Source organism: Verrucosispora sioxanthis (assembly GCF_010560025.1).
Taxonomy (GTDB): domain Bacteria; phylum Actinomycetota; class Actinomycetes; order Mycobacteriales; family Micromonosporaceae; genus Micromonospora; species Micromonospora palythoicola.
The window spans coordinates 254,296-278,045 of record NZ_SAIY01000003.1 but is presented as its reverse complement, the minus strand read 5'-3'; the positions used below and the strand labels follow the sequence as shown (position 1 = coordinate 278,045).

22 protein-coding genes are annotated in these 23,750 nt (G+C 70.9%); 18 read left to right on the top strand and 4 right to left on the bottom strand.

Translation table 11 applies throughout. The features are described from left to right. Entirely contained in the window at positions 1 to 2,280 is a 2,280-nt protein-coding gene (locus tag ENC19_RS10560; RefSeq protein ID WP_164447005.1) for an aminotransferase class III-fold pyridoxal phosphate-dependent enzyme, read from the bottom strand. Positions 2,281 to 2,430: 150 nt separating this feature from the next. Here ENC19_RS10560 and ENC19_RS10555 point away from each other — a divergent pair, with 150 nt between their 5' ends. The 4 genes from ENC19_RS10555 (at position 2,431) to ENC19_RS31355 (ending at position 6,923) form a co-directional block, all read left to right on the top strand. Next, complete coding sequence (locus tag ENC19_RS10555) at positions 2,431 to 3,627, top strand: PucR family transcriptional regulator (RefSeq protein WP_328824211.1); 1,197 nt, start codon at positions 2,431 to 2,433, stop codon at positions 3,625 to 3,627. 403 nt (positions 3,628 to 4,030) lie between these two features. Then, positions 4,031 to 5,017: a glycoside hydrolase family 11 protein gene (locus ENC19_RS10550; RefSeq protein ID WP_235944650.1), complete on the top strand. Its 987-nt coding sequence runs from the start codon at positions 4,031 to 4,033 to the stop codon at positions 5,015 to 5,017. Positions 5,018 to 5,289: 272 nt separating this feature from the next. Continuing rightward, positions 5,290 to 6,183 (top strand): DUF1996 domain-containing protein, encoded by an 894-nt coding sequence (locus ENC19_RS10545; RefSeq protein WP_164447003.1) that lies wholly within the window; start codon positions 5,290 to 5,292, stop codon positions 6,181 to 6,183. A gap of 71 nt (positions 6,184 to 6,254) precedes the next feature. Then, the gene (locus ENC19_RS31355) at positions 6,255 to 6,923 is read left to right on the top strand and encodes a DUF305 domain-containing protein (RefSeq protein ID WP_164447002.1); all 669 of its coding nucleotides are present in this window, start codon (positions 6,255 to 6,257) and stop codon (positions 6,921 to 6,923) included. 46 nt (positions 6,924 to 6,969) lie between these two features. Here the strand turns inward: ENC19_RS31355 and ENC19_RS10535 are convergent, their stop codons facing one another. Further along, positions 6,970 to 7,386 carry a DUF6223 family protein gene (locus ENC19_RS10535; protein ID WP_328824210.1) on the bottom strand — a complete coding sequence of 139 codons (417 nt, stop codon included), beginning with the start codon at positions 7,384 to 7,386 and terminating at the stop codon, positions 6,970 to 6,972. A 767-nt stretch (positions 7,387 to 8,153) separates the two neighbouring features. Here ENC19_RS10535 and ENC19_RS30080 point away from each other — a divergent pair. The 7 genes from ENC19_RS30080 (at position 8,154) to ENC19_RS10500 (ending at position 14,920) form a co-directional block, all read left to right on the top strand. Then, entirely contained in the window at positions 8,154 to 8,744 is a 591-nt protein-coding gene (locus tag ENC19_RS30080) for a sensor histidine kinase (RefSeq protein WP_235944649.1), read from the top strand. Beyond that, entirely contained in the window at positions 8,741 to 9,403 is a 663-nt protein-coding gene (locus ENC19_RS10525; RefSeq protein WP_164447001.1) for a response regulator, read from the top strand. The genes ENC19_RS30080 and ENC19_RS10525 overlap by 4 nt, the downstream gene beginning before the upstream one ends. A gap of 65 nt (positions 9,404 to 9,468) precedes the next feature. Beyond that, a complete protein-coding gene (locus ENC19_RS10520) occupies positions 9,469 to 9,918 on the top strand; it encodes a helix-turn-helix transcriptional regulator (RefSeq protein WP_164447000.1) in 450 nt (149 codons plus the stop codon). A 5-nt stretch (positions 9,919 to 9,923) separates the two neighbouring features. Further along, positions 9,924 to 10,334 (top strand): VOC family protein, encoded by a 411-nt coding sequence (locus tag ENC19_RS10515; protein ID WP_164446999.1) that lies wholly within the window; start codon positions 9,924 to 9,926, stop codon positions 10,332 to 10,334. Then, entirely contained in the window at positions 10,331 to 12,706 is a 2,376-nt protein-coding gene (locus tag ENC19_RS10510) for an ATP-binding cassette domain-containing protein (protein WP_164446998.1), read from the top strand. Before ENC19_RS10515 ends, ENC19_RS10510 begins: the two co-directional genes overlap by 4 nt. A 268-nt stretch (positions 12,707 to 12,974) precedes the next feature. Continuing rightward, a complete protein-coding gene (locus ENC19_RS10505; RefSeq protein WP_164446997.1) occupies positions 12,975 to 14,474 on the top strand; it encodes a SulP family inorganic anion transporter in 1,500 nt (499 codons plus the stop codon). Continuing rightward, on the top strand, positions 14,474 to 14,920 hold the full coding sequence (locus ENC19_RS10500) for a MerR family transcriptional regulator (protein ID WP_164446996.1): 447 nt from the start codon (positions 14,474 to 14,476) through the stop codon (positions 14,918 to 14,920). The genes ENC19_RS10505 and ENC19_RS10500 overlap by 1 nt, the downstream gene beginning before the upstream one ends. A gap of 122 nt (positions 14,921 to 15,042) precedes the next feature. Here ENC19_RS10500 and ENC19_RS10495 read toward each other — a convergent pair whose 3' ends face one another. Next, positions 15,043 to 15,684 carry a response regulator transcription factor gene (locus ENC19_RS10495; RefSeq protein WP_164446995.1) on the bottom strand — a complete coding sequence of 214 codons (642 nt, stop codon included), beginning with the start codon at positions 15,682 to 15,684 and terminating at the stop codon, positions 15,043 to 15,045. 66 nt (positions 15,685 to 15,750) lie between these two features. On the opposite strand from ENC19_RS10495, the gene ENC19_RS10490 reads away from it, so the two are divergent. From ENC19_RS10490 to ENC19_RS10460, 7 genes are all read left to right on the top strand, one after another. After that, the gene (locus ENC19_RS10490; RefSeq protein WP_164446994.1) at positions 15,751 to 16,476 is read left to right on the top strand and encodes a sensor histidine kinase; all 726 of its coding nucleotides are present in this window, start codon (positions 15,751 to 15,753) and stop codon (positions 16,474 to 16,476) included. 84 nt (positions 16,477 to 16,560) lie between these two features. Next, positions 16,561 to 17,430 carry a manganese catalase family protein gene (locus tag ENC19_RS10485; RefSeq protein WP_164446993.1) on the top strand — a complete coding sequence of 290 codons (870 nt, stop codon included), beginning with the start codon at positions 16,561 to 16,563 and terminating at the stop codon, positions 17,428 to 17,430. A 69-nt stretch (positions 17,431 to 17,499) separates the two neighbouring features. Beyond that, positions 17,500 to 18,606, top strand: coding sequence for a putative manganese transporter (locus ENC19_RS10480; protein ID WP_164446992.1), 1,107 nt, complete (start codon positions 17,500 to 17,502; stop codon positions 18,604 to 18,606). Between the two features lie 20 nt (positions 18,607 to 18,626). Then, a complete protein-coding gene (locus ENC19_RS10475) occupies positions 18,627 to 18,896 on the top strand; it encodes a hypothetical protein (protein WP_164446991.1) in 270 nt (89 codons plus the stop codon). A 187-nt stretch (positions 18,897 to 19,083) separates the two neighbouring features. After that, complete coding sequence (locus ENC19_RS10470; protein ID WP_216592389.1) at positions 19,084 to 20,739, top strand: hypothetical protein; 1,656 nt, start codon at positions 19,084 to 19,086, stop codon at positions 20,737 to 20,739. Further along, on the top strand, positions 20,739 to 21,824 hold the full coding sequence (locus tag ENC19_RS10465; RefSeq protein ID WP_164446989.1) for a hypothetical protein: 1,086 nt from the start codon (positions 20,739 to 20,741) through the stop codon (positions 21,822 to 21,824). The genes ENC19_RS10470 and ENC19_RS10465 overlap by 1 nt, the downstream gene beginning before the upstream one ends. Next, a complete protein-coding gene (locus ENC19_RS10460; protein WP_164446988.1) occupies positions 21,821 to 22,861 on the top strand; it encodes a hypothetical protein in 1,041 nt (346 codons plus the stop codon). Before ENC19_RS10465 ends, ENC19_RS10460 begins: the two co-directional genes overlap by 4 nt. Before the next feature lie 10 nt (positions 22,862 to 22,871). Here ENC19_RS10460 and ENC19_RS10455 read toward each other — a convergent pair whose 3' ends face one another. Further along, positions 22,872 to 23,561 carry a DUF2306 domain-containing protein gene (locus ENC19_RS10455; protein WP_164446987.1) on the bottom strand — a complete coding sequence of 230 codons (690 nt, stop codon included), beginning with the start codon at positions 23,559 to 23,561 and terminating at the stop codon, positions 22,872 to 22,874. Positions 23,562 to 23,750 lie beyond the last annotated feature (189 nt).

Genomic DNA, 23,750 nt, shown 5'->3' with positions numbered 1-23,750 from the left:
TCAGACCCCGTCGACAAGTGCGAAGACCTGGTCGAACCGGGCGAGGGCGTCGTCGACGACCGCGTCGGTGTCGGCCATCGACGTGTACATCCGCGAGCCGGCCAGGGTGACGATGCCGTGCGCGGTGTACGCGGCGCCCATCTGCTCCATCAGCCGCTTGCGGGACTTGTTCTCCTTGAGCAGCTTCACCGGGTTGCGCATGTCCAACAGCATCACGCCGCTGCACTCCAGGTGCACGATGGATCCCTGGTTGTACGCGACGTACGGCAGTCCGTAGGAGTCGACCAGCCGTTGCAGGCCCCGGGTCAGCCGGTCACCGGCCCGGCCGGCGATCACCGGTGCGTTGGTGCGGGCCATCTCCTCGATGGCGAAGTAGCCGGCCGCGCAGGACAGCGGGTTGGCCGACAGGGTGCCGCCGACCTGGATGTGCGCGCCGCTCCTGCCGTCCAGCCCGGAACCGAAGACCGCCATCACGTCGGCCCGCCCGCCGACACCGCCGGCCATCGGGTAGCCGCCGGAGACCGCCTTGCCCAGCACGGTCAGGTCGGGGGTGACACCGAAGTAGCCGGCCGCGCCGCCCAGCCCGAGCCGGAACCCGGTGACCACCTCGTCGAAGATCAGCAGCGCGCCGAACTCGTCGCACAGCTCCCGGACCCGGGCGTTGAAGTCGCGTGGCGCGGGCCGGGTGCCGGATTCCGGGCCGACCGGCTCGACCACCACCGCCGCGGTGCCGCCGCGCAGCCGGTTCTCGATCAGCTTGCGCTTGAGCTGCCCGAGGTCGTGCGGGAAGGCCTCCCGGGTGCGGGCCGTCGCCCCGAAGGGGATGCCCTTGGCGTTCATCCGGTACGTGCCCGGCACCCGCAGCCCGTAGACCATCGTGTCGGACCAGCCGTGGTAGGCGCCACCGACCTTGATCACCATCTTCCTGCCGGTGAAGGCGCGGGCACCCCGGACGGCGGCCATCACCGCCTCGGTGCCCGAACCCAGCGACCGGTACATCTCCACGTGCGGCATGAACCGGTGAATGATCTCGGCGAGCTTCAGCTCGTACTCGTGGAACAGCCCGGTCACCGGCCCGGAGTCCCGGACCACATCGGCGACGCGCTCGTTCACCGGGCCGTAGTTGCTGCCCAGGATCGTCGGCCCGCCGGCCTGGAGGAAGTCGATGTACGTGTTGCCGTCCCGGTCCACCAGATACGCGCCGTCGGCCTTGTCCACCGCGAGCGGGAACGGGTAGTTGAACGCCAGGTTGTGCTGCACCCCGCCGGGGATGCGCCGCCGCGCCCGGTCGGTGATCTCCTTGCTGGCGCGGCACTTGGTGTCGAAGTAGTTCAGCACGTCGAGCATCGCGTCGTGGCGCAGACCGCGCACCGGCTGGGCGGTCAGCGCCTTCAGCCGACGCATCACGTCGTCGACGTCGGGGTACTCGGTTATCGCGTAGCCGAGCCGGGCCGCCTCGGCACCCGGCGTGCCGGCCATCTCGTCGTCGGCGCTCGCCGCCGGCATGCTGCTGGCGGTCCGGCCGGCGATCTCGGCGGCCGCCGCGTCGGCGCTGGGCAGTTCCTCGTCGGCCGGTACCCGCAGCGGCTCGACCGCCTCGGTGAGCTGCGCGGCGATCCGCTTCTCGTCGGCCCGCAGCTTGCTGAAGGCGATCTCCCGGATCGCGGTCGGGATGGTGTGGATCTTCCCCGCCTCGCTGGTCAGCGCCAGCAGGTAGGCGATGGACACCTTCTCCAGCAGCGCCATGTTGAACACCGCCCGGTCGGGGTCGGTGCCGACGGCGACCACCCCGTGATTGGCGATGATGAAGGCGTTGTCGCCGCTGGCCACCTTCTTCTGCACGTTGCGGGCCAGGAATCCGGTGCCGGACGGGGCGTAGTCGATGATCGCCACCTCCCGGCCCAGGAAGCGCACCTGCTCGTCGGTGAGCGCCGGGATCGGCTTGCGCAGGAAGGCCAACGCCGAGGCGTACGGCTGGTGGGTGTGCACGATCGCGTTGACGTCCGGCCGCTCCCGGTAGATGTTCGCGTGCATCCCGCACTCGATGGACGGTTTGAGGTCGGCACCGGAGTCGTCGGGCAGGTGCCTGCCGTCGAAGTCCACGATGCAGATGTCCTCGACGCGCATCCGGTCGTAGTCGTAGTTGCTCGGGGTCACCGCGTACCGCCGGTGGCCGGGCACCCGGACCGAGACGTTGCCCTCGGTGGCCTTCAGGTAGCCCCGGGCGAGCATGGTGCGGCACATGTCGACGACGTGCTGGCGGGACAGGCGGTGCTGCACGGCGTTCTCCTCCGTCGGGTCGTCGGCCGCCGGTCGGTGCACCCGTCCGGCCCGTTCGGTTCATCGTCGCGTGGGCGCGACGGTCGAAACACCGTCCCGCCGGCAGCGAGAATCACCGTGCTTCTTATCCCAGCGTGACAAAATCGCCGGGTGAGTTCGCCTGTCTCCGCGACTCCCTGGCGACACCTGCCCGCCGATCTGGCCGCCGCGATGCGCCCGCAGCTGCCGGACACGGTGGCCGCCGTCGCGGGCGCCGTCACCGAGGCCACGCCGGCCTTCGCCGGCATCGCCGACGACAAGTTCACCCGGGACGTACACACCGCCGTGCAGGTGGCGCTCGACCGCTTCCTCGATCTCGTCGGCACCGGGGAACCGGCGCTGCCGCCCCGGTTCCGGGAGGTGTTCGTCGGGTTGGGGGCCGCCGAGGCCCGTGAGGACCGGGGACCGGAGGCGCTGCTGGCCGCGCTACGGATGGCGGCACGGCTGCTGCTGCGTACGGCGTCACGATCCCTGGCCCGGCTGCGCCCGGTCGAGCCGGAGGAACTGATCGACCTCTCCGACGCGGTAAGCGCGTACATCGCCGAACTGGCCGCGGCGAGCACCGACGGGTACGCCCTGCAACTGCGGGAGCAGGCCGGGGAGGGGGACCGCCGTCGCCACCTGGCCGAGCTGCTGTTGCGCGGCGACGGGCTGCCCAGCGCCGTCGAGTCGGCGGCGGCCCGGATCGGCTGGGCCGACCTGGACGCGGTGGTGCCGGTCCTGCTGCCACCGGACCAGGCCCGCGACGCGCGGTTCCGGTTCGGTCCGGACGGGCTGGTCATCGAGCGTGGCCGCGACGCCGTGCTGCTGCTGCGGTCGGGTGCCCGGGCGGTCCGCGTCCACCTGGCCGAGGCGTTCGCCGGCCGGTCGGTGGTGGTCGGCCCGGAACTGGGCTGGCCCCAGGTGCCGGCGGCCGTCCGGCTCGCCGAACTGGCCGGCGGGCTGGTCGGACCCGCGCCCGGCCCGGTTTTCGTCGACGACCACCTGGTCGCGCTGACCCTGCGCGGCGAACAGCGGGCGTTGGCGGTGCTCACCGAGCGCCGCCTGGCACCGTTGTCGCAACTGCGTCCGGCGCAGCGGGAGAATCTGCTGGGTACGCTCTACGCCTGGCTCCGGCACTGGGGCTCGCGCGCCGAGGTCGCCACCGAGCTGTTCGTGCACCCGCAGACGGTCAGCTACCGCCTCAAGCGGCTGCGTGAGCTGTACGGTGACGACCTGGACGACCCCGCCGCCCGCTTCGAGCTCCTGGTGGTCTTGACCGGCCAGCTCGCGACGAGCATCCGGAAGGCCTCTGGAACTTCCGCTTGACACTGGCCCTGACCTGGCGTTAATGCTCATGCCCATGCTGCGGAGTGACCGCCGGCGTGTTGTCGCTGACCAGCACCAACGCTGTCCCTGGGCCGGGCGGGCGGCCACGAGAAGGTTTCGAGAGTATTTCCGGAAGTTGTTGACGGCTCGACGGCGGCACGCCAATACTGTGGCCATCGACGAATCTGGATGATCGTCGATTGTCGCTACCTACTCCGCCGGTCGCGGTGCATCACGACCGGCAGACCACCACCCGGTACGACGTCGACAGTCGATGGTGGCCGACCAGCCACCGGGACCGCCGGTTCGTAGCGCACTGCTGGCCACCGGCCAGCCGTCACGAGGAGGAAGCATGAACAACGTCCCCGTCCCACCACGAAGTCGCAGGCGTGGACGCGTCAGGATGCTGGCTGCCGCCGCCTTCGCCGCAGTGTTGGCCACCACCGGCACCGTCGCGATCTCGGCCAGCCCCGCCCAGGCCGAGGCCGACCGGCAGGTCTGCTCGAACACGGAGGGCACCCACAACGGGTTCTTCTTCTCGTTCTGGAAGGACAGCGGCGACGCCTGCATGGTGTTGCGTGAGAACGGCCGCTACTCCAGTTCGTGGAGCAGGAGCACCAACAACTGGGTCGGTGGCAAGGGTTGGAACCCGGGCACCCGGCGCACGATCACCTACTCGGGTAGCTACAACCCGGGTAACAACAACAGCTACCTCGCGCTGTACGGGTGGACCCGTAACCCGCTGGTCGAGTACTACATCGTCGAGAACTTCGGCAGCTACAACCCGAGCAGCGGTGCCACCCGGCTGGGTAGCGTCACCACCGACGGGGGCACCTACGACATTCTGCGGAGCCAGCGGGTCAACCAGCCCTCGATCGATGGCACCCAGACGTTCTACCAGTACTGGAGTGTCCGGCAGCAGAAGCGCAGCAGCGGGACCATCACCACTGCCAACCACTTCGACGCCTGGGCGCGTGTTGGTCTGAACCTGGGCAACCACTACTACCAGATCATGGCGACCGAGGGTTACCAGAGCCAGGGCAGCTCGGACATCACCGTCCGGGAAGGCGGGGGCTCGAACCCGCCGCCGAGCAACCCGCCGCCGAGCAACCCGCCGCCCGGTGGTGGCAACTGCTCGGTCAACGTGCAGCGCGCCGAGGACTGGAACGACCGGTTCAACACGACCTTCTCGGTCAGTGGCAGCAACAACTGGACCGTCACCATCCGTACGAACGGTGGCCAGAGCCTGCAGAACAGCTGGAACGCCTCGATCAGCGGCTCCAGTGGCACGATCACCGCACGGCCGAACGGTAACGGCAACAACTTCGGCATCACGCTCTGGAAGAACGGCAACAACACCACGCCAACCGCGACGTGCTCAAGCAGTTGACCTGGTGAACCAGGTGGGGTGACGGCCGCAGCCGGCACCCCGCCGCCGGCAACGGCATCCGCGGCGGGCCGACCCTCAGGGGGTCGGCCCGCCGTCGTTGTGCGTCACGCCGACCCGACATGTATTGACAACCATCGACTTAAGGGTGAGGCTGGTGTGAGAGCGCTCTCTCGGATCGCGTCCGCGACCACCACCAGTCCGGCCAGGGAAGCTCCGATGTCTACGGCGGCGGCGCCGGAAGGACCCTGACCCTCCCCGACAGGAGCCATGAGATGGAAAGCGCCGCACCCCAACCCGTCGGCCGCGGCCGGCTACGCCTCGGCACCGCGATCGGTGCCCTGCTGGTGCTGCTCGGCAGCTACGTCGTGGCCAGCACCGCACCGGCCGACGCCGCCCCGGGCATCAACGCCATCCGGGTGGCGGAGTTCCCGGCCGACTGCACGTACAGCCACCGGCTCCCGGACGACCCCATCGTCCTGCCCGGGCTGCCCGGTGCCTCGCACATGCACAGCTTCTTCGGCAGCACCGTCACCAACGCCCACACCACACTGCCCGACCTGGTCGGCTCCGCCACCACCTGCAATCCCCGGGTGGATGTCTCGTCCTACTGGGTACCGACCCTCTACCGCGACAACGTGCCGGTGGAGCCGTCCATCGCCACCTTCTACTATCTCGGCGAAGGAGTGCGTCCCGACGTCGTCGCGCAGACGCAGCCGTTCCCGCTGGGCCTGCGCCTCGTCGCCGGGAACGCCCGGGCCGCCGGACCGGGCGACAGCATCGCCCGCTGGTCCTGCCTGCACGCCGGGCACGTGCCGCCGTCGAAGAACTTCGTCAACTGCCCGGCCGGCACCATGCTGGAGTCGTACCTCGACTTCCCGCAGTGCTGGAACGGCCGCGACCTCGACTCGCCGGATCACAAGAGCCACCTGGCCTACCCGGTGAACCAGGCCTGCCCGGCCAGCCACCCGGTGCACGTGCCGAAGCTGCGGCAGGTGCTGCGTTACCCGGTCAACGGTGACCCGTCGCGGCTGCGACTGGCCTCCGGGCCGGGCTACACGATGCACGGCGACTTCTTCAACGCCTGGCCGGTGGAGGAGCTGGCGCGACGCGTCCGCGACTGCATCCGTCCGGTCATCAAGTGCGGCCACGACGGCAGGCCGCTCTGAGTCGACAGGTGACACCCGACGGCGGGCCCGGTCGTACCGGCCCGCCGCCGGGCGCACGCGAAGGAGGTCGCGTGCGAGGAGGCCCACTCGCCGCGCTGTTCGCCGCCCTGCTGCTCGTCGCCGGGTGCGACGCCGGAACATCGCCCATCATCGGAACGCCAACCACCACGGGACCAGCGCCGCCGAGCACCGGGCCGCCGACAGCCCTCGCACCACCGGCCGGCGCGTCGCCCACCGCAGTGCCTTCCGGTACGACCGGACAATTCAGCGCCACCGACATCGCCTGGCTCCAACTGACGGTGGCCATGGCCGAACGGCTGCTGCCGATGCTCGACCTGGTGCCGGACCGGACCGCCGACCCGGCCTGGCGGCGGTTGGCCACCCGGATCGAGACCAGCGAGCGGGCGCACCTGACCCGGTCCCGGCGGCTATTGACCGACTCCGGTGCACCGGTGGTCAACCCGCACGAGGGCCACGACATGCCCGGCATGATCACCGCCGCGGAACTGACCGCGCTGCGCTCGGCCACCGGGCAGCAGTTCCACCACCGGCTCGCCGGGCACCTGCGGGCGCATCTGACGCAGTCGGTGCGGCTCGCCACCGCCGAGCAGCGGGTCGGGGCCCACCCGGCGACCACCGCACTGGCCGCGGTCGTGGTCCGGGACGACACCGCCGACCTCGACCAGCTCGACCACCTGCACCGGCCATCGACTTCGTCCCCGCGGCAACCCCGAGCGTAGTGGCGGCGACCTTCACGCCGACGGGGGCCGAACCAGCACTGGTCAGTCAACCAGCACGCCGGGAGCGGGCCAGCACGAACCCGCCGACGACCACGGCGATCAGCCCCACCACCAGCGCCACGTAGCCGCCGCCCCGCCCGTTGCCGGTGCCGACGCCACCGTCCGAGGTGAGCACGACCAGACCACCGAGCGCCATCCCGAACGCCCCCGCAGCCAGGGCGCTCCAGCCCGCCCGCGCCCGGCCGGTGCGGAAACGACCGGGGGTGAGCGCCAGCCCACCGACGACCACCCCCGCGAGTGCCAACAGGGCGGCCACCGTCGATCCGATCCGGCCGGCGCCCATGCTGACGCCCTGTGCGACAGCCGGATCGGCCGCGATCTGCGTGGTCACCGGTGCGGCGAGTCCGACCGCCCCGGACGGGACGGCGCCGACGGTGGTGAGTATGAGCCTGGCGATCGTCACGTCTGTCTCCTCTGTGGTGCGCGGGTCGTGAACTCGACGTCACCGATCATGTCGGCCGGCGACCCGGCGCTCATCCGGCCGGCGTAGGCACTTTCGGCTGCCGCAGCCGGCGTGACCGGCTGCCACGTACGCCGCGACCGCCGCTCCACTACCGCGTACGTGGTAGCCGGCCAGTCCTCCGTGAGCAGGAGTCGCCGGGCCGTGCCGGCCGGCTAGGGTGCGCCCATGGGCGAGCGGTGCGGGCGGGTCCTCAGGCGCGCTGCGGTCAGGGACTGGACGATCGCGGTGGGCGTGACGGCGGTGCTGCTGATCGCCGCACTGTCCGCGACCCGCCCCGCCACCGGGGAGGACCTTTTCGGCTACGCCTGGTTGGTGACCGGCGGCCTGGCCCTGGTCGCGCGTCGACGGGCACCGGTCGCGGTGCTGGTCGTCACCGGGGTGTGCGCGGTGGGCCACCAGGCGACCGGTATCGAGGTGCCCGCCGTCGCGTTCCTGTTCGCGGTCTACGCGGCCGTACGCGCGGGGCACCGCACGGTCACGGTCGCCGCGGGGGTCGCGATGCTTGTCGCTCTTCCGCTCGCGGCCCTGACTCTGCCGCCGGGACTGCCCGTCGGCGAGGCCCTGGCGCGGGCCCGTGACGCCCTCGAAGTGGCCTGGCTGGTCGCCGCCGGGGCGGCGGGGAGGCGCTCCGGCAGGCCGAGCGGCGTGCGGAGGAGGCCGAGCGCACCCGGGAGGAGACGGCACGGCGCCGCGCCGACGAGGAGCGGTTGCACATCGCTCGGGAACTGCACGATTCCCTCACCCACCAGATATCGATCATCAAGGTGCAGGCAGAGGTCGCCGTGCACCTGGCCAGCCGGCGCGGCGAGCCGGTGCCGGAGGCGCTCGCGGCCATCCGCGAGGCCAGCCGTGAGGCGACCCGGGAACTGCGCGCGACCCTGGAGACACTGCGCGCCGACGGCACCGCCACCGCACCCGGGCTCGACGAACTCCCGGAACTGGTGCGACGGGCCCGGATGGCCGGCCTGGACGCGACGTTGACGATCGACGGTCAACGGTCCGACGTGCCGGTCGCGGTGGGCCGCACCGCCTACCGCATCGTGCAGGAATCCCTCACCAACATCGCCCGTCACGCGTCCACCGCCTCGGCGTCGGTGCGGCTCGACTACCGGCCGGGCATCCTCGCGATCCGGGTGGACGACGACGGCGACGGCACGCCGGGCCGGGCGGCGGTGCCCGGCGTCGGACTGCTCGGAATGCGGGAACGCGTCGTCGCTCTGGGCGGACTGCTGCGGGCCGAGGCCCGCGACGAGGGCGGGTTCACCGTGCACGCCGAGCTTCCGGTGGGCGGGGCGTGATCCGCGTCCTGCTGGTCGACGACCAACCGCTGCTGCGCAGCGGATTCCGGGCACTGCTCGACATCGAGGACGACATCGAGGTGGTGGCCGAGGCCGCCGACGGCGAGCAGGCGTTGACCCTGGCCCGGGAACACCTGCCCGACGTCGCGCTCGTCGACATCCAGATGCCGGTCCTGGACGGCATCGAGACGACCCGGCACATCGCCGCGGATCCGGCTCTGACCGGCGTGCACGTGGTCATCCTGACCAACTACGGTCTGGACGAACATGTCTTCCACGCGCTGCGCGCCGGTGCCGCCGGCTTCCTGGTCAAGGACATCGAGCCGGCCGATCTCGTGCACGCCGTCCGGGTGGCCGCCCGTGGCGACGCTCTGCTCGCGCCGTCGATCACCCGCAAGCTGATCGACCGGTACGTCACCGAGCCGCTGCGGACGCGGACCGGTGCGCGGCTCAAGGAGTTGACCAGTCGCGAACGGGAGACGGTCGTCCTGCTCGCGCAGGGCCTGTCCAACGACCAGATCGCCGAACGCCTTGTGATCAGCCCGCTGACCGCCAAGACCCACATCAACCGGGCGATGACCAAACTTCACGCCCGTGACCGAGCCCAGCTCGTGGTCATCGCCTACGAGTCCGGCCTGGTGGCGCCCCGCCACCGCTGATCCCGGTGGCGCGTCGCGGCCGACGCACTCGCCGTCTGTCGGACCGCCGTGGCACGATCGCACAGGTGACCAGCAGATCCACCACCGAACAGCGCCTCGGCGACCTGGCGCGGCTGCGCCGCGTGCGGGACCGCATCGACCGGGAGTACGCGCAACCGCTGGACGTCGAGGCACTCGCCCGTGGGGTAAACATGTCGGCCGGGCACCTCAGCCGCCAGTTCCGGCAGGCCTACGGCGAGTCCCCGTACGGCTACCTGATGACCCGACGCATCGAGCGGGCCATGGCACTGCTGCGCCGTGGTGACCTCAGCGTCACCGATGTCTGCTTCGCGGTCGGCTGTTCGTCGTTGGGCACCTTCAGCACCCGGTTCACCGAACTCGTCGGCGTGCCGCCGAGCGTCTACCGCCGCGACGCGGCCCGCGCGACGCAGGGGATGCCCTCCTGCGTGGTGAAACAGGTGACCAGACCGATCAGGAATCGAGAAGCAGCGGCCCCCGCGCCGCAGTTAGCGTGACCGCCATGGACATCACGATCAACGCCAGCTTCCTGCCGCACACCGACGCGGACGCCGCCCTGGCCTTCTACCGGGACCTCCTCGGCTTCGAGGTCCGCAACGACGTCGGCTACCAGGGCATGCGGTGGATCACCGTCGGCCCACCCGGTCAGCCCGGTACGTCGATCGTGCTGCATCCGCCGGCCGCCGACCCGGGGGTGACCGAGGAGGAGCGCCGCACCATCACCGAGATGATGGCCAAGGGCACCTACGCCTCGATCCTGCTGGCCACGCCCGACCTCGACGGCGTGTTCGAGCGGTTGCAGGCCAGCGACACCGAGATCGTGCAGGAGCCGACCGAGCAGCCGTACGGGGTTCGTGACTGCGCCGTCCGGGACGCCGCCGGCAACATGATCCGTATCCAGGAAGTGCGATGAGCAGTGCCAACCGGTCGGCGCCACCCGCCGCCGACAGCCACGATCTGATCCGGGTGCAGGGTGCCCGGGAGAACAACCTCAAGGACGTCACCGTCGAGCTGCCGAAGCGCCGGCTGACGGTGTTCACCGGCGTCTCCGGTTCGGGTAAGAGCTCGCTGGTGTTCAGCACCATCGCGGCGGAGTCGCAGCGGCTGATCAACGAGACCTACAGCGCGTTCATCCAGGGCTTCATGCCGACCCTGGCCCGGCCGGAGGTCGACGTCCTCGACGGGTTGACCACCGCGATCATCGTCGACCAGGAGCGGATGGCCGCCAACCCGCGCTCCACCGTCGGCACCGCCACCGACGCCAACGCCATGCTGCGGATCCTGTTCAGCCGGCTCGGCAAGCCGCACATCGGCTCTCCTCAGGCATTCTCCTTCAACGTCGCCTCGATCAGTGGCGCCGGCGCGGTGACCATCGAACGTGGCGGCACCACGACGAAGGAACGGCGCAGCTTCAGCATCACCGGTGGCATGTGCCCGCGCTGTGAGGGCACCGGGCGGGTCACGGACATCGACCTGACCGCGCTGTACGACGACAACAAGTCCCTCAACGAGGGCGCCATCACCGTGCCCGGTTACAGCATGGACGGGTGGTACGGCCGGATCTACCGGGGCAGCGGTTTCTTCGACCCGGACAAACCAATCCGGAAGTACACCAAGAAGGAGCTGCACGACCTGCTCCACAAGGAGCCCACCAAGATCAAGGTTGACGGGATCAACCTGACCTACGCGGGTCTGATCCCGCAAATCCAGAAGTCGTTCCTGTCCAAGGACGTCGAGGCGATGCAGCCGCACATCCGCGCCTTCGTGGAACGGGCGGTCACCTTCACGACCTGCCCCGACTGTGGTGGCACCCGGCTGAGTGAGGCGGCCCGGTCGTCGAAGATCAAGGGCGTCAACATCGCCGACGCCTGCGCGATGCAGATCAGCGATCTCGCCGAGTGGGTGCGCGGGCTGCGCGAGCCCTCCTTGGCGCCGCTGCTGGCGTCGTTGCAGCACACCCTCGACTCCTTCGTCGAGATCGGGCTCGGCTACCTCAGCCTGGACCGGCCCTCCGGGACGCTCTCCGGCGGGGAGGCGCAACGCACCAAGATGATCCGCCACCTCGGCTCCTCGCTCACCGACGTCACCTACGTGTTCGACGAGCCCACCATCGGGTTGCACCCGCACGACATCCAGCAGATGAACCGCCTGCTGCTGCGGCTGCGCGACAAGGGCAACACCGTGCTCGTCGTGGAGCACAAGCCGGAGACGATCGCCATCGCCGACCACGTGGTCGACCTGGGCCCCGGGGCCGGCACGGCGGGCGGCACCGTCTGTTTCGAGGGCACCGTCGAGGAGCTACGGACCAGCGGTACGCTCACCGGCCGCCACCTCGACGACCGGGCCACGCTCAAGAAGTCGGTGCGTACGCCCACCGGGCAGCTGCCGATCCGGAAGGCCTCGACGCACAACCTGCGCGACGTCGACGTCGACATCCCGCTCGGGGTGCTGGTCGTGGTCACCGGCGTCGCCGGGTCGGGCAAGAGTTCCCTGGTGCACGGGTCGATCCCGCCCGGCACCGGAGTGGTGTCGATCGACCAGGGCGCGATCCGTGGCTCACGGCGCAGCAACCCGGCGACGTACACCGGGCTGCTCGACCCGATCCGCAAGGCGTTCGCGAAGGCCAACGGGGTGAAGCCGGCGCTGTTCAGTGCCAACTCCGAGGGCGCCTGCCCCACCTGCAACGGCGCCGGCGTGATCTACACCGACCTGGCGATGATGGCCGGCGTCGCCACCGTGTGCGAGGAGTGCGAGGGCAAGCGGTTCCAGGCCTCCGTCCTGGAATACCGCTTCGGCGGCCGGGACATCGCCGAGGTGCTCGCGATGCCGGTCACCGAGGCGGAGGAGTTCTTCGGTTCCGGCGAGGCCCGTATGCCGGCCGCGCACCGCATCCTCAACCGGCTCGCCGAGGTGGGCCTCGGCTACCTCAGCCTCGGCCAGCCGCTGACCACGCTCTCCGGCGGCGAGCGGCAGCGGCTCAAGCTGGCCACCCACATGGCCGAGCAGGGCGGGGTCTACGTGCTCGACGAGCCGACCACCGGGTTGCACCTCGCCGACGTCGAGCACCTGCTCGGCCTGCTCGACCGGCTCGTCGACTCCGGCAAGTCGGTGATCGTCATCGAACACCACCAGGCGGTCATGGCCCACGCGGACTGGATCATCGACCTGGGTCCGGGTGCCGGTCACGACGGCGGCCGGGTCGTCTTCGAGGGCACTCCCGCCGATCTTGTCGCTGCCCGGTCCACCCTCACCGGCGAGCACCTCGCCGCCTACGTGGGCAGCTGAGATCCCGCTCGTTCCGCACCCCACGGTGATGATCATCACCGTGGGGTGAAACCTACCCTCGCTGGAGGGTAGGTTTCGTGCTGGTCGTCGAGGCGCGGCTACGGCCCCTCGCGGTCCTTCCTGAGCGGTCTTCTTCTTCCGGGCGACGATGCTCGGAAATGGTCCGGAAACGTCCGACCGGTACTGGTATGTGCAGATCATGTCGGTCCCCGTGGGGAGCGGCATCACGTGTGCGCCTGGCGCGTGCACCCTGAGTGGAAACGGCTGTATGTCTTCGATGCTGTCCGCGGTCGCCCGGCCGCGTCTGTCCCGCCCGTCCTGGTTGTCGCCCAAGGTGTTCCGGACCGAGGTCCTCGCCGGGCTGGTGGTGGCTCTGGCCCTGATCCCGGAGGCGATCAGCTTCTCGATCCTGGCCGGGGTGGATCCGCGGGTCGGGTTGTTCGCCTCGTTCACGATGGCCGTGGTCATCTCGATCTGCGGTGGCCGGCCGGCGATGATCAGCGCGGCGACCGGCGCGATCGCCCTGGTCGTCGCACCTTTGGCCAAGGAGCACGGCCTGGACTACCTGGTCGCGGCGGTGATCCTGGGTGGGCTGATCCAGGTGCTGCTGGCCGCCCTCGGGGTGGCGCGGCTGATGCGGTTCATCCCACGCAGTGTGATGGTCGGGTTCGTCAACGCCCTGGCCATCCTGATCTTCGCCGCGCAGGTGCCGTACCTGCTCGGGGTGCCGTGGCTGGTCTACCCACTGGTCGCCCTCGCCCTGGTGATCATGGTCGGGCTGCCCCGACTCACCCGGGCCGTGCCGGCCCCGCTGGTCGCGATCGTCGTGCTCACGGTACTCACCGTGGCCGCCGCGGTGACCGTGCCGACCGTCGGCGACCAGGGCGAACTGCCCAACAGCCTGCCGACTCTCGGCCTGCCGCAGATCCCCTGGACGATGGACACCCTGGCGTTGATCGCCCCCTACGCGGTGGGGATCGCGCTGGTCGGGCTGATGGAGTCACTGATGACCGCCAAGCTGGTCGACGACATCACCGACACCCACTCCAACAAGACCCGCGAGTCCTGGGGCCAGGGGGTGGCGAACATCGTCACCGGCTTCTTCGGTGGCATGGGCGGCTGCGCCATGATTGGCCAGACGATGATCAACGTGAAGGCGTCCGGCGCCCGCACCCGACTGTCGACGTTCCTCTCCGGCGTCTTCCTGCTCATCCTCGTCGTGGCGCTCGGCGACGTGGTCGCCACCATCCCGATGGCCGCCCTCGTCGCCGTCATGATCATCGTCGCGGTCTCCACCTTCGACTGGCACTCCGTCGCCCCCGCCACCCTCAAACGCATGCCGCTGGGCGAGACCCTGGTCATGGTCACCACCGTCGCCACCACCCTGGCCACTCACAACCTGGCCATCGGCGTCGTCGCGGGCGTGCTCACCGCCATGGTCATCTTCGCCCGCCGGGTCGCCCACCTCGTCGAGGTCACCAGCGTGCTCGACCCTGATGGCGGCTCTCGGATCTACTCCGTGCACGGCGAACTCTTCTTCGCCTCCAGCAACGACCTGGTCTACCAGTTCGACTACGCCGGCGACCCGGACAAGGTCATCATCGACATGAGCCGGGCACACGTCTGGGACGCCTCCTCCGTCGCCGCCCTCGACGCCATCACCACGAAGTACGCAGCACGGGGCAAGACCGTCGAGATCGTCGAACTGAACAAGCCGAGCGCCGCCATCCACGGCAGCCTCGCCGGCACCCTCGGTGCGGGCCACTGATGCCCCGCACCGGGCGCGACGCCGGGCCGCAGACCACAAGTGGCCCGGCACCGGGCCGACTCATGCAGATCGGCGAGGCCGCCGAGCGGGTCGGCCTGAGCATCCGCACCATCCGGCACTACGAACAGGTCGGGCTCATCGTCCCGTCGGCGCGTACCGACGGCGGCTTCCGCCTCTACACCGAACCCGACCTGGACCGCCTCGGGGTGGTCAAACGGATGAAACCCCTCGGGTTCACCCTCGACGAGATGCGTGACCTGCTCGGCATCCTCGACGCGCTGCCCGCCGCCGACGGTGCGGAACGTGCCGCGCTGCTCGACCGGCTCGCCATGTTCCACACCCTCGCCGCCACCCGGGTCGACGCCCTCCGCGAACAACTGGCCACCGCCGAGGGCTTCGCCGACACCCTGCGACAGCGGATCGACAAGCACACGCTCCAGAACTGATCGGCCCGCCGCTCGGCAGGGCGTCTCGGCCGGCGTGGGTCGAGCCACGACCAGCGGCGGGTGGTGGAGCCGTCGGGTGGCGCGCCGCCGGGGATTCCTGCCGGTTCCGGCTCGACGGCCGGTCAGTCGCCCAGCAGGCCCGCGTGCCCGGCGAGCGCCGCGGCCTCGGCGCGGGTGCCGACCCGCAACTTGCGCAGCAGCGCGGCGGTCATCCGTTTCACCGTGCGTTCCGACACGTGCAGCTGATCCGCGATGGTCAGGGTGCTGCGGCCGGCGGCGATCGACCGGAGCAGGGCGCGTTCGTCGGGGTCGAGATCGACCCGGAAGCCCGGGCCGGAGTGCAGCAGCTCGCGCAGCAGTTGCGCCGGCAACACCGCCCACCCGTCGAGAACCGCCAGCAGTGGCGGCAGCAGCGCCTCGGGTTCGGCACTCTTCGGCAGGAACGCCTCGGCGCCGGCACGCAGGGCCTCCAGCGCCGGCGTCGGATCGCTGTCGCCGGACATAGCCACCACTCGCACCCGCGGGGTCGTGCGGCGGATGGCCGCCACGGCGCGGATGCCGCCCGGGGCCGGCATGTGCAGGTCGACGAGGGCCACGTCCGGTAGGCACCGGCACATCAGCGAGGCCGCCGCGGCGGCGTCACCGGTGGCGCCCACCACCCGTACCCGACCAGCGGTGGCCGACGGCAGCAGCAGTTCGAGTCCACGGGCGAACAGCGGGTGGTCGTCGACGACGGCCACCCGGATGGCCGGGGACTCGGACATGCCTGTTCCCTTCCCGAGCGGGTACCGATCATGCGGTCGGTGCCACCTCGGGGGAGTGGGGAACGGATGCGCGGACGGTACCTCGGACGACTGCGGGAGGCGCTTCGCCGTACCGACGTTCCCGCGGGTGGTGCCCGGGCCGCCGGCTCCGGTGACCTGCTGCTGCGGGTGCTGTGTCACGAACTTCGTACGCCGGTCACCTCGTTGACCTCGTTGACCCGGGCCCTCGCCGACGAGACGAGCCCGCTGACCGGCGAGCAGCGTCGGGCCATCTCCGCACTGGCCCGCGACCACGCCGCGTACCTGCAGAATCTGCTCACCGAGGCGGCGACGAGCGTGAGCGCCCTGACCCTGATGGCCGGGCGGAACGACCATGCGGTGCCGCTGGCGACGATACTGCCCGCCGTCGCGATTCTCGTACCGGCGGAGCGGCGGCGCGTCCGGGTCACCCGGGAAGCCGCACGATGTGCGGTGTCGGCCGGCCGTACCCGGCAGATGGTGGGCAACCTGGTCGAGAACGCGCTGCGCCACGGACCGGCTGCGGGGCGGGTGGGCATCCACGCGGTGTGCCGTGGTGCCGACCTGAGCATCAGCGTGCTGGATGAGGGGCGCGTGGCGGACCCCCTGATCGAGGCGCTGCGCCGGCCCGCCCCGGCCGTCGGCATGTCCGGCCTGGGCCTGTGGATCGTCCGGCAACTCGTCGCCGTCGACGGCGGCCAGGTACGCCTGCACCGGCTGCGCCCGACCGGGGTGGCGGTGGAGGTGCTGCTGCCGGCCCGCCAGGCAGGTTGACCCGTCCGGGCCGCCGGTTGGCCCGTACGGGCCCGCGATCGGGGAAGTGACCTCGGTGACAGCTCAGCTCATCGAGGAGGGCGCGTGTTCACCCATATCAAGGACCTGCAGTTCGAGGCGAAACCGGACGGTCCCGACGCGGCGTTCGCCCGTCGGCTCCAGGAGATCCTGGGCGGCAAGTGGGGCGAGATGACCGTCGCCAACCAGTACCTCTACCAGGGCTGGAACTGCCGGCTGCCGGGCAAGTACAAGGATCTGCTGCTCGATGTGGGCACCGAGGAGATGGGCCACGTCGAGATGATCGCCACCATGATCACCCGGCTGCTCGACAACGCGCCGTTGTCGTTGCAGGAGGCTGCCGAGGACAACCCGATGGTCGGGGCGATCTACGGCGGTTCCAATCCCGCACACTTCATCCACGGCGGCGGCGGGGCGATGCCGGTCGACAGTGTGGGAGTCCCGTGGAGCGGCAGCTTCGTCACCGCCAGCGGCAACCTGATGGCCGACTTCCAGCTCAACGTCACCGCCGAGGCCCAGGGCCGCCTTCAGGTGTCGCGTCTGTTCAACATGACCGACGACCCCGGCGTGAAACAGATGCTCCGCTTCCTGCTGGCCCGCGACACCATGCACCAGAACATGTGGATGGCCGCCATCGAGCAGCTCAGGGAGGACGGCCTGGAGGAGATGCCGGTGCCGGACGCCTTCCCCGACTCACCGGACTTCACCGAGCAGTTCAGCTACACGTACCTCGACTTCTCTCCCGGCGAGGACGCCGCACAGGGGCGCTGGGCCTCCGGACCAACGCCGGATGGCAAGGGCGAGTTCCGCTACGAACACAGCCCTCGCGCCCACGCGCCCGAACCTGTCCTGCCGCCGGGTGACCCGCGCCTGTACGGCACCAACCCGGGCATGGCACAGGGCGTGGTCAATACCGTCAAGAGCAAGATCAGTTGACGTCTTCCTGCCGGGCCGCCCACCTGACCGGGTGGCCCGGCGGGTGACGCCCGCCCGAGGAGGTGAGCCGTGACCGAACTCGTGCTGCGCCCTCTCGCGGACGCGTTCATGCAGGTGGGTGTGTACGTCGCCGTGATGGTGGCGCTGTTCGGCTGGCTGCGCTGGCGGTACGGGGACCGGGTCACCGACGGGCTGACCCGTCGCCGCCGGGTGGGCCCGCTGGTCGGCGCGCTGCTGGGGGTGACACCGGGCTGCGGTGGCGCGATCATCCTCATGCCGCTGTACGCCCGCGGCAAGGTCTCCTTCGGCACCGTGGTGGGTGCGCTGGTCGCGACCATGGGTGACTCGTCCTGGGTGGTGCTGGCCTGGAACCCGCTCTTCGCGCTGCAACTGCACGCGCTGCTGTTCGTGGCCGGCCTGGCCACCGGGTACGCCGTGGACGCCCTCGGCATCGATCCCGCCCGGTCCGCCACCCGGCGGCGGCCGGTGCCCGTCGCGGCACCGGTGAACCTCGCCGCCGACGTCGGGCCCGATCTCACCGTGTCCCGTCGCCTGTTCGGGGCACTGCTGCCCCGGGTGCCCGCGTCGACCGCGTTCTGGGGGCTGACGACGCCAGCCTTCGCGGTGTCCGTACCGGTGGTGTTCCAGATCGTCGACCCGGCGGCGTTGACCGTGATCGGTGGGATCGACCCGTACCTGGCGCTCGGGGTGCTCGGCACGCTGGTCGCGGCGCTCATCTTCGCCGCCGGGCGGGGACGGCTGGCCGACGACACCCTGGAGACCGCGCACGCCAGTACCCGGGCTGCGACGCTGCGGCACAGCGCGCACGAGGCCTCGTTCGTCACGGTCTGGGTGGCGGTGGCCTACCTCGGCTGGCAGGTGCTGAGCACAACGACCGGCTTCGACGGTTCGCAGCTCGTCGTGACCGGCCTCGTCGGTGTGCTGGTCGGTGCCCTGGTCGGCCTGGTACCCGGCTGCGCCCTGCAGATCGTCTTCACGGGCCTCTACGTCAGTGGCGGTCTGCCGCTACCCACTCTGGTCGCCAACGCGATCAGCCAGGACGGGGATGCCCTGATCCCGCTCGCCGCGCTGCGCCGCCACTGCGCGGTCATGGCGACCGCCATCACCACCGTCCCCGCGGTCGTCGTCGGTGGGGCGCTGCTCGTGTTCTGGTGAACCGGCCGAAGGAGCCTGCCATGTCGTACTCGACGACGGACTCCGTCGCGCTGTCGCGGGTCCGGTGCAAGTTTGCCGTCTTCAGCGGTCTGAGTCTCGTCGCGGCGGCCGTGGGACTGCCCGCCTGGTCGGTCGCGGCCCTGGTGCTGACCAGCCTGGCCATCCCCGTCGCCGTCGGGCTGGCCGGAGGCGGCGGCCTCCTGCGCCAACTACTGCGACCGGGCGCGAACCCGGGTGGCGGCACCCGGTCGCCGGACCGTGGCACGCGGCGCACCCGCCCGTCGACCTGAAGAAGGTTCATTCCGGATGTCGTCCCGGCCACCTGTTGTCCATGCGATGTCAACCTGAACTCCGCTCAGCACCGGTACCTTGCGGTCTCCGTGAGTCGTGCCGGGCCTGCCCGGTGGGCGCGTCACGGTGCGCCAACGAATTCGGACACACGCTCAGACGGGTATGCGGGGGAAGGCGGTTCTTCGGGTGTGGCTCGGGGCTGACAAGAAGGAGTTCGAGGCCTTCCTCGAATCCGCTGACGTTTACTGGCGCAAGAACCTCGGCTCCACGACGTCCCAGAACTACCTCGTCGTCGAGGTGTTCCACCAGGACATCAGGGTGGCGATGCGCAATCTGTCCGTCGCCAACGCGATCCGCCGCATCGTCCCCGCCCAACTGGTCGTCGTGACCGGGGTGGAGCAGATGTGGCACGAGGCGCTGTGGACCGAGTTCGACGTGAAGCTGGTCGAGCGGATCGCCGCCGCCTACGGTGCCAGCCAGGTCATCGACCTTTACCGCCTCGTGGAGGGGCCGGCCAGCTCCGCCACTGCGGGCGCCGTGCCGGTGGAGCTGTTCGGACGGACGCTGCCCCCCGGCACGCCGGTCAGTGAGGAGACCCTCGCCGAGTTCGTCAGCGCCACCTACTGCCGGGTGACCAAGCGGCCCCGGCCGCCGGAGAACCCCGGCGCCGACCCGCGCTACCTCCGACGGCAGGCGCTGGCGCGGGCCATCTCCTCGGCCTACGACGCCCTGCTCGGCAGCGGCTCGGTGGTCGCGTTGGTCACCAGTCATGTCGACTACGACCACTGGGGGCTCGCGGTGGACTCCGCCCGCCGGGCCGGGGTGCCGGTCGTGCACACCCAGCAGACCGGGTGCCTCAAGGCGTACGCGCTGTTCCCGGAGAACGACACCGGTGAACACACCTTCCGTGGTGAACTCACCCACCAGATCGGCGCCTTCTTCGAACAGCGGGTGTGGTCGCGACGCAACGAGGTGCGGCGCAACGCCGAACTCGTCGCCTGGCGGTCGAAGGTCAACCTGGGTCGGCCCAGCTGGTGGCGGGGCGGTGCCAGCGCCTCCGTCGACATCACCAACAGCAGTGAGCGGGCCCGGCTGCGCACGCACTTCGCCGCCCGGCTGGGGTTCGACCCGGCCCGTCCGGTGGTGGCGGTGTTCAACCACGCCGTGTCCGACGCGCCCGGCACGAACCACCAGTCGTTCCCGACGCTTGCCGACTGGTTCGCCGAGACCGCCCAGTTCGCCAGCACCGCCACCGAGGTGCAGTGGCTGTTCCAGGACCATCCGAGCCAGTTCCGCTACGACAGCACCGACTTCTTCGACTCGGTCGCCCGACGGTACGCCCGACACCGGCACATGGTGTTCCAGCCCAGTAAGGACCTGAGCAAGAACGGTCTGTGGAGCCTCGTCGACCTGGGCGTGACCGTACGCGGCAGCGTCAGCAACGAGCTGCCGGCGTACGGCATCCCGGTGATCCAGGCCGGCTGGTCCGAGTGGAGTGAGTGCAGTCTGTCCACGGTGGTGAACGACCCGGAGACGTACTGGAAGGCACTCGACGCCGCGATCAGCGCCATGCTCAACGGCGAGGAGATCATCTCCGCCGAGCAGGTCGAGCGGGCCCGCCTGTGGCTGTGGTTCTACCGCAGCGCCACCGACCTGTTCACCCCTCAGGTGCCGCACTGGGAGGTATGGCCGGCCGACTACCTGCTGCGCGCGGTGCGGACCTCCTTCCGGCACATCGAGAGCGACGCGGACCCGGTCTTCGAGGCCGTCGAGCGCATGTGGACCCGGCGCGAGCCGGTGCTGACCCGGACCGATCTCCAGGTGCCGGGAGGTGTCCGGTAGTGGCGATCGGTACCTGGTTCGCCACCGAGTTCGACGAGCCGATCCCGGCCCGGGAACTACCCGCGACCTTCACCTCGGGTGGAGATCCCGACGTGTTGCTCGCCGACCAGGTCGCCCGGGGCGTCGCGATCGTGGGCCGGGTCCAGAGTGGGTCCGGCGCGGTCGTGCTCAAGATTCGCACCGACGGCCGCCCGGTCCGCGTCCGGGTCGACCTGCACGTCGACGGTGCCTCGCAGACCGCCTGGTCGCGGGCGGCGGCACCGACCCGGGGCATGCGCGAGCTGCCACGGCTGGTCATGGTCAGAGCCCAGGGCGCGGACCGGGCCGCCGCCCTGATCAGCCGCCAACGGGGACGGTTGCGGATGGTGGAGGCCCACGCCTGGGTGGAGTTCGATCTGCGGGCCGGCGAGGTGGGCGACGACGGCCTGCTGATCGTCGAGGTGGTGGACGGTGCCGTGCCGCCCTGGGCGGCGACCGAGCTCAGCCCGTTGGCGGCGATCGGCGTCCGGATCAACCAGGTCGAGATCGTCGCGATCGACGCGGCCGACCAGCGCGAGGGCGCCGCTCGACTCGCCGGTGCCGCCGCGCAGTGGGCCGGGCTCGTCAGTGCCGGCGGCCTGGTCGGGGCGCGAGGTCGTGGACAGGGACACCCCCGGTCGAGGTTCGTCGTGGTCAACGCCGCCGACCCCACCGTACGGTGCCGGCTGCGGATCTCGGCCGGCACGGCCCCACCGGCCGCGGTGCGTCAGCCGAGCCAGAAGTGGCTGCGCCGCCACCAGGGCCAGACCGTGCTGAAGGCGTTCCGGGTGGCGCAACGTGGGGCGGGATACGCGCTGTTCGAGGCGTCGCCGTTCACCCGGCCGCCGCACCCGGACCGGCTGGTCGTCCGGGGCGTCCATCTGGTCGACGGCACCGAATGCCGGGTGAGCGCCGTCCCGCAGGGCGAGGACGCCCTCGACGTGGTGGTCGAGCGTACGGCTCCCGGACCGGTGCTGGTCGGGCTCGCCGAGCGGGACACCCCGGCGGTACGGCGGCGGGTCGCGGAGACCGTCTGTCAGCTCGTCGAGCTGGAGTGCCACCGGTGACCGGGCACCACCACCACGACCTGACGCTCAGCGATGATCCAGCGGCCAACCGGCGGGCCCTCGAACAGGTCCTGGCGTCCGGGACCGGGGGCACCCTGCGGCTGCCGGCGGGCACCTTCACCCTGGACCGGGGAGTGGTGCTCGGTCCGGGCTGGACGCTGACCGGCGCCGCGCCCGGACCCGGGCCGGTGACCACGTGGCTGACGTCGTCCTCGTCGGCCGGCGAGCCCATCGTCCACGTGCTGGGTTCCCAGGTGACGGTCCAGGACATCGGCTTCCGCCCGCCGCCGTGCGCGCCCGGCGAGCACGGCGGCGACCGGGGCACGGCCATCACCGTCGGGAACTACCTCTACCCGGCCGAGACGCAGTGGATCGAGGACATCCAGATCCGACACGTCCAGGTCGAGCGCCACGACGAGCGCGCCGCCAACTGTGTCGCCGTCATGGGCGCGGTACGTGACATCACCATCAGCGACGTGGCCATCGTCGGCGGCTGCACCGGCGTCGCCGTGCACTGGGGTGCGGTCGGCGATGGTGTCGACTCGATCGTCGGCCCCTCCTACCACCCGCACCACCTGGATATCCGTGACCTACGCGTGTCCGACGCGTTCGAGGGGTTCTACCTCAGCTCGGTGCACGACGTGACGGTGGACCGGGTCCACCTGAGCGAGGTCGAGATCGGCTTCCGGCTGCTGCCGGGCGACAACACGGACCGGTTCCACTCCGGCGGCGACAACCCGGTCGGCGCGCGGATCCGCGTCGACGGTGCGTACGTGGCCTGGAACGGTCCGTTGTACGCGGTCCGGATCGCGGGCTGGGGACGCAGCGAGATCGACCACTCGTTCCGGGTACTCGACTATCGGGACGTGGTGGTCCGGGACTGCACGTTCGTGCCGTTGCCGCTCGCCACGGCCGGGTCCGGCGAGGCGCGGCGTCCGCGGTCGCCCGTCGTCGTCGAGCAGGCCTCCGGGGTGATCCTGGAGGGGATCCGCGTGGACCTGCGGGCGGGCGCGGTTACGGCCGGCCCGCCACCCTGACCGGCGGTTCTCATACGGCAAGCGCCGTGTCCTCTCGGGCGCGGCGCCCGCGCACCGCCGGGCGCGCTCCGGCGGTACCGCCGCGCCGCCGGATGATCCATTCCGCAAGCAGCACGTTGATCAGCCAGGCGGCGGTCATGGTCCCGGTCCGGCCGGACGTCGTGAGTGGACCGACGGCGGCGAGCCAGGCCATCTGGGTGAAGAACTGGGTGCCCGCGCCCATCCCGATGGCGTAGCCACGGATCATCCACGCGCGGTGTCGGCCGAAGTCGCGGCGTCGGACCGCCACGAGGCCGAGGACGATCGACCCGGCCATGGCGACGCTGACCACCACCCGGACGGCGACCAACGCGTCACTGTCGAAGGGCCCTGGCGGCAGGAACAAGGTCAGCCACAGGCCGCTCAGCGCGGTGAGCAGCCCGCACGGAATCAGCAGCCGACCGGCGACCCGGTGCCAGCGGCGATGGCGCCGGCGGAACCGGGGCGCGAACTGGAAGGCGCCTAGCACGCTGAACACGGTCACCGCGACGATGTGGGCGACCACGGGCAGCGGGGCCGAGGTGATCCGGTCACCGTCGGGCAGCACCTGGGCGCCGCCGGCGAACTCGGCCAGGCGGAGGCCCCCGGCGAGAACCGGTACGGCGGCGAGCACCAGCAGGCCGGCGGGGATGAGCCAGTTCGATCTGGCGGAAGGCGTCACAGCGGTGCGTCCCTTCTGCTGAGGACAGGACCGTGACCACGTCCCCGTCCCAGGCCCGCCCGGCGCTGCGCGGACGCGGAACGCGGGTTCGGTCGGGAGGGGACCCGGTCGCTCCTGCTCCGTCGATCCTGGCGAAGTGCCGGGCGAGACTCATCGGAGTGCGGGCCGACGAGGACTCGGCCGAAGGAC

What these genes read in the sequence shown, in the direction of transcription:
- ENC19_RS10495 (WP_164446995.1), bottom strand. Translation starts at nt 15,684, where the DNA reads ATGTCCGAGTCCCCGGCCATCCGGGTGGCCGTCGTCGACGACCACCCG.
- ENC19_RS10500 (WP_164446996.1), top strand. Translation starts at nt 14,474, where the DNA reads ATGCCCCGCACCGGGCGCGACGCCGGGCCGCAGACCACAAGTGGCCCG.
- ENC19_RS10505 (WP_164446997.1), top strand. Translation starts at nt 12,975, where the DNA reads ATGTCTTCGATGCTGTCCGCGGTCGCCCGGCCGCGTCTGTCCCGCCCG.
- ENC19_RS10510 (WP_164446998.1), top strand. Translation starts at nt 10,331, where the DNA reads ATGAGCAGTGCCAACCGGTCGGCGCCACCCGCCGCCGACAGCCACGAT.
- ENC19_RS10475 (WP_164446991.1), top strand. Translation starts at nt 18,627, where the DNA reads ATGTCGTACTCGACGACGGACTCCGTCGCGCTGTCGCGGGTCCGGTGC.
- ENC19_RS10550 (WP_235944650.1), top strand. Translation starts at nt 4,031, where the DNA reads ATGCTGGCTGCCGCCGCCTTCGCCGCAGTGTTGGCCACCACCGGCACC.
- ENC19_RS10490 (WP_164446994.1), top strand. Translation starts at nt 15,751, where the DNA reads ATGCGCGGACGGTACCTCGGACGACTGCGGGAGGCGCTTCGCCGTACC.
- ENC19_RS10545 (WP_164447003.1), top strand. Translation starts at nt 5,290, where the DNA reads ATGGAAAGCGCCGCACCCCAACCCGTCGGCCGCGGCCGGCTACGCCTC.
- ENC19_RS10515 (WP_164446999.1), top strand. Translation starts at nt 9,924, where the DNA reads ATGGACATCACGATCAACGCCAGCTTCCTGCCGCACACCGACGCGGAC.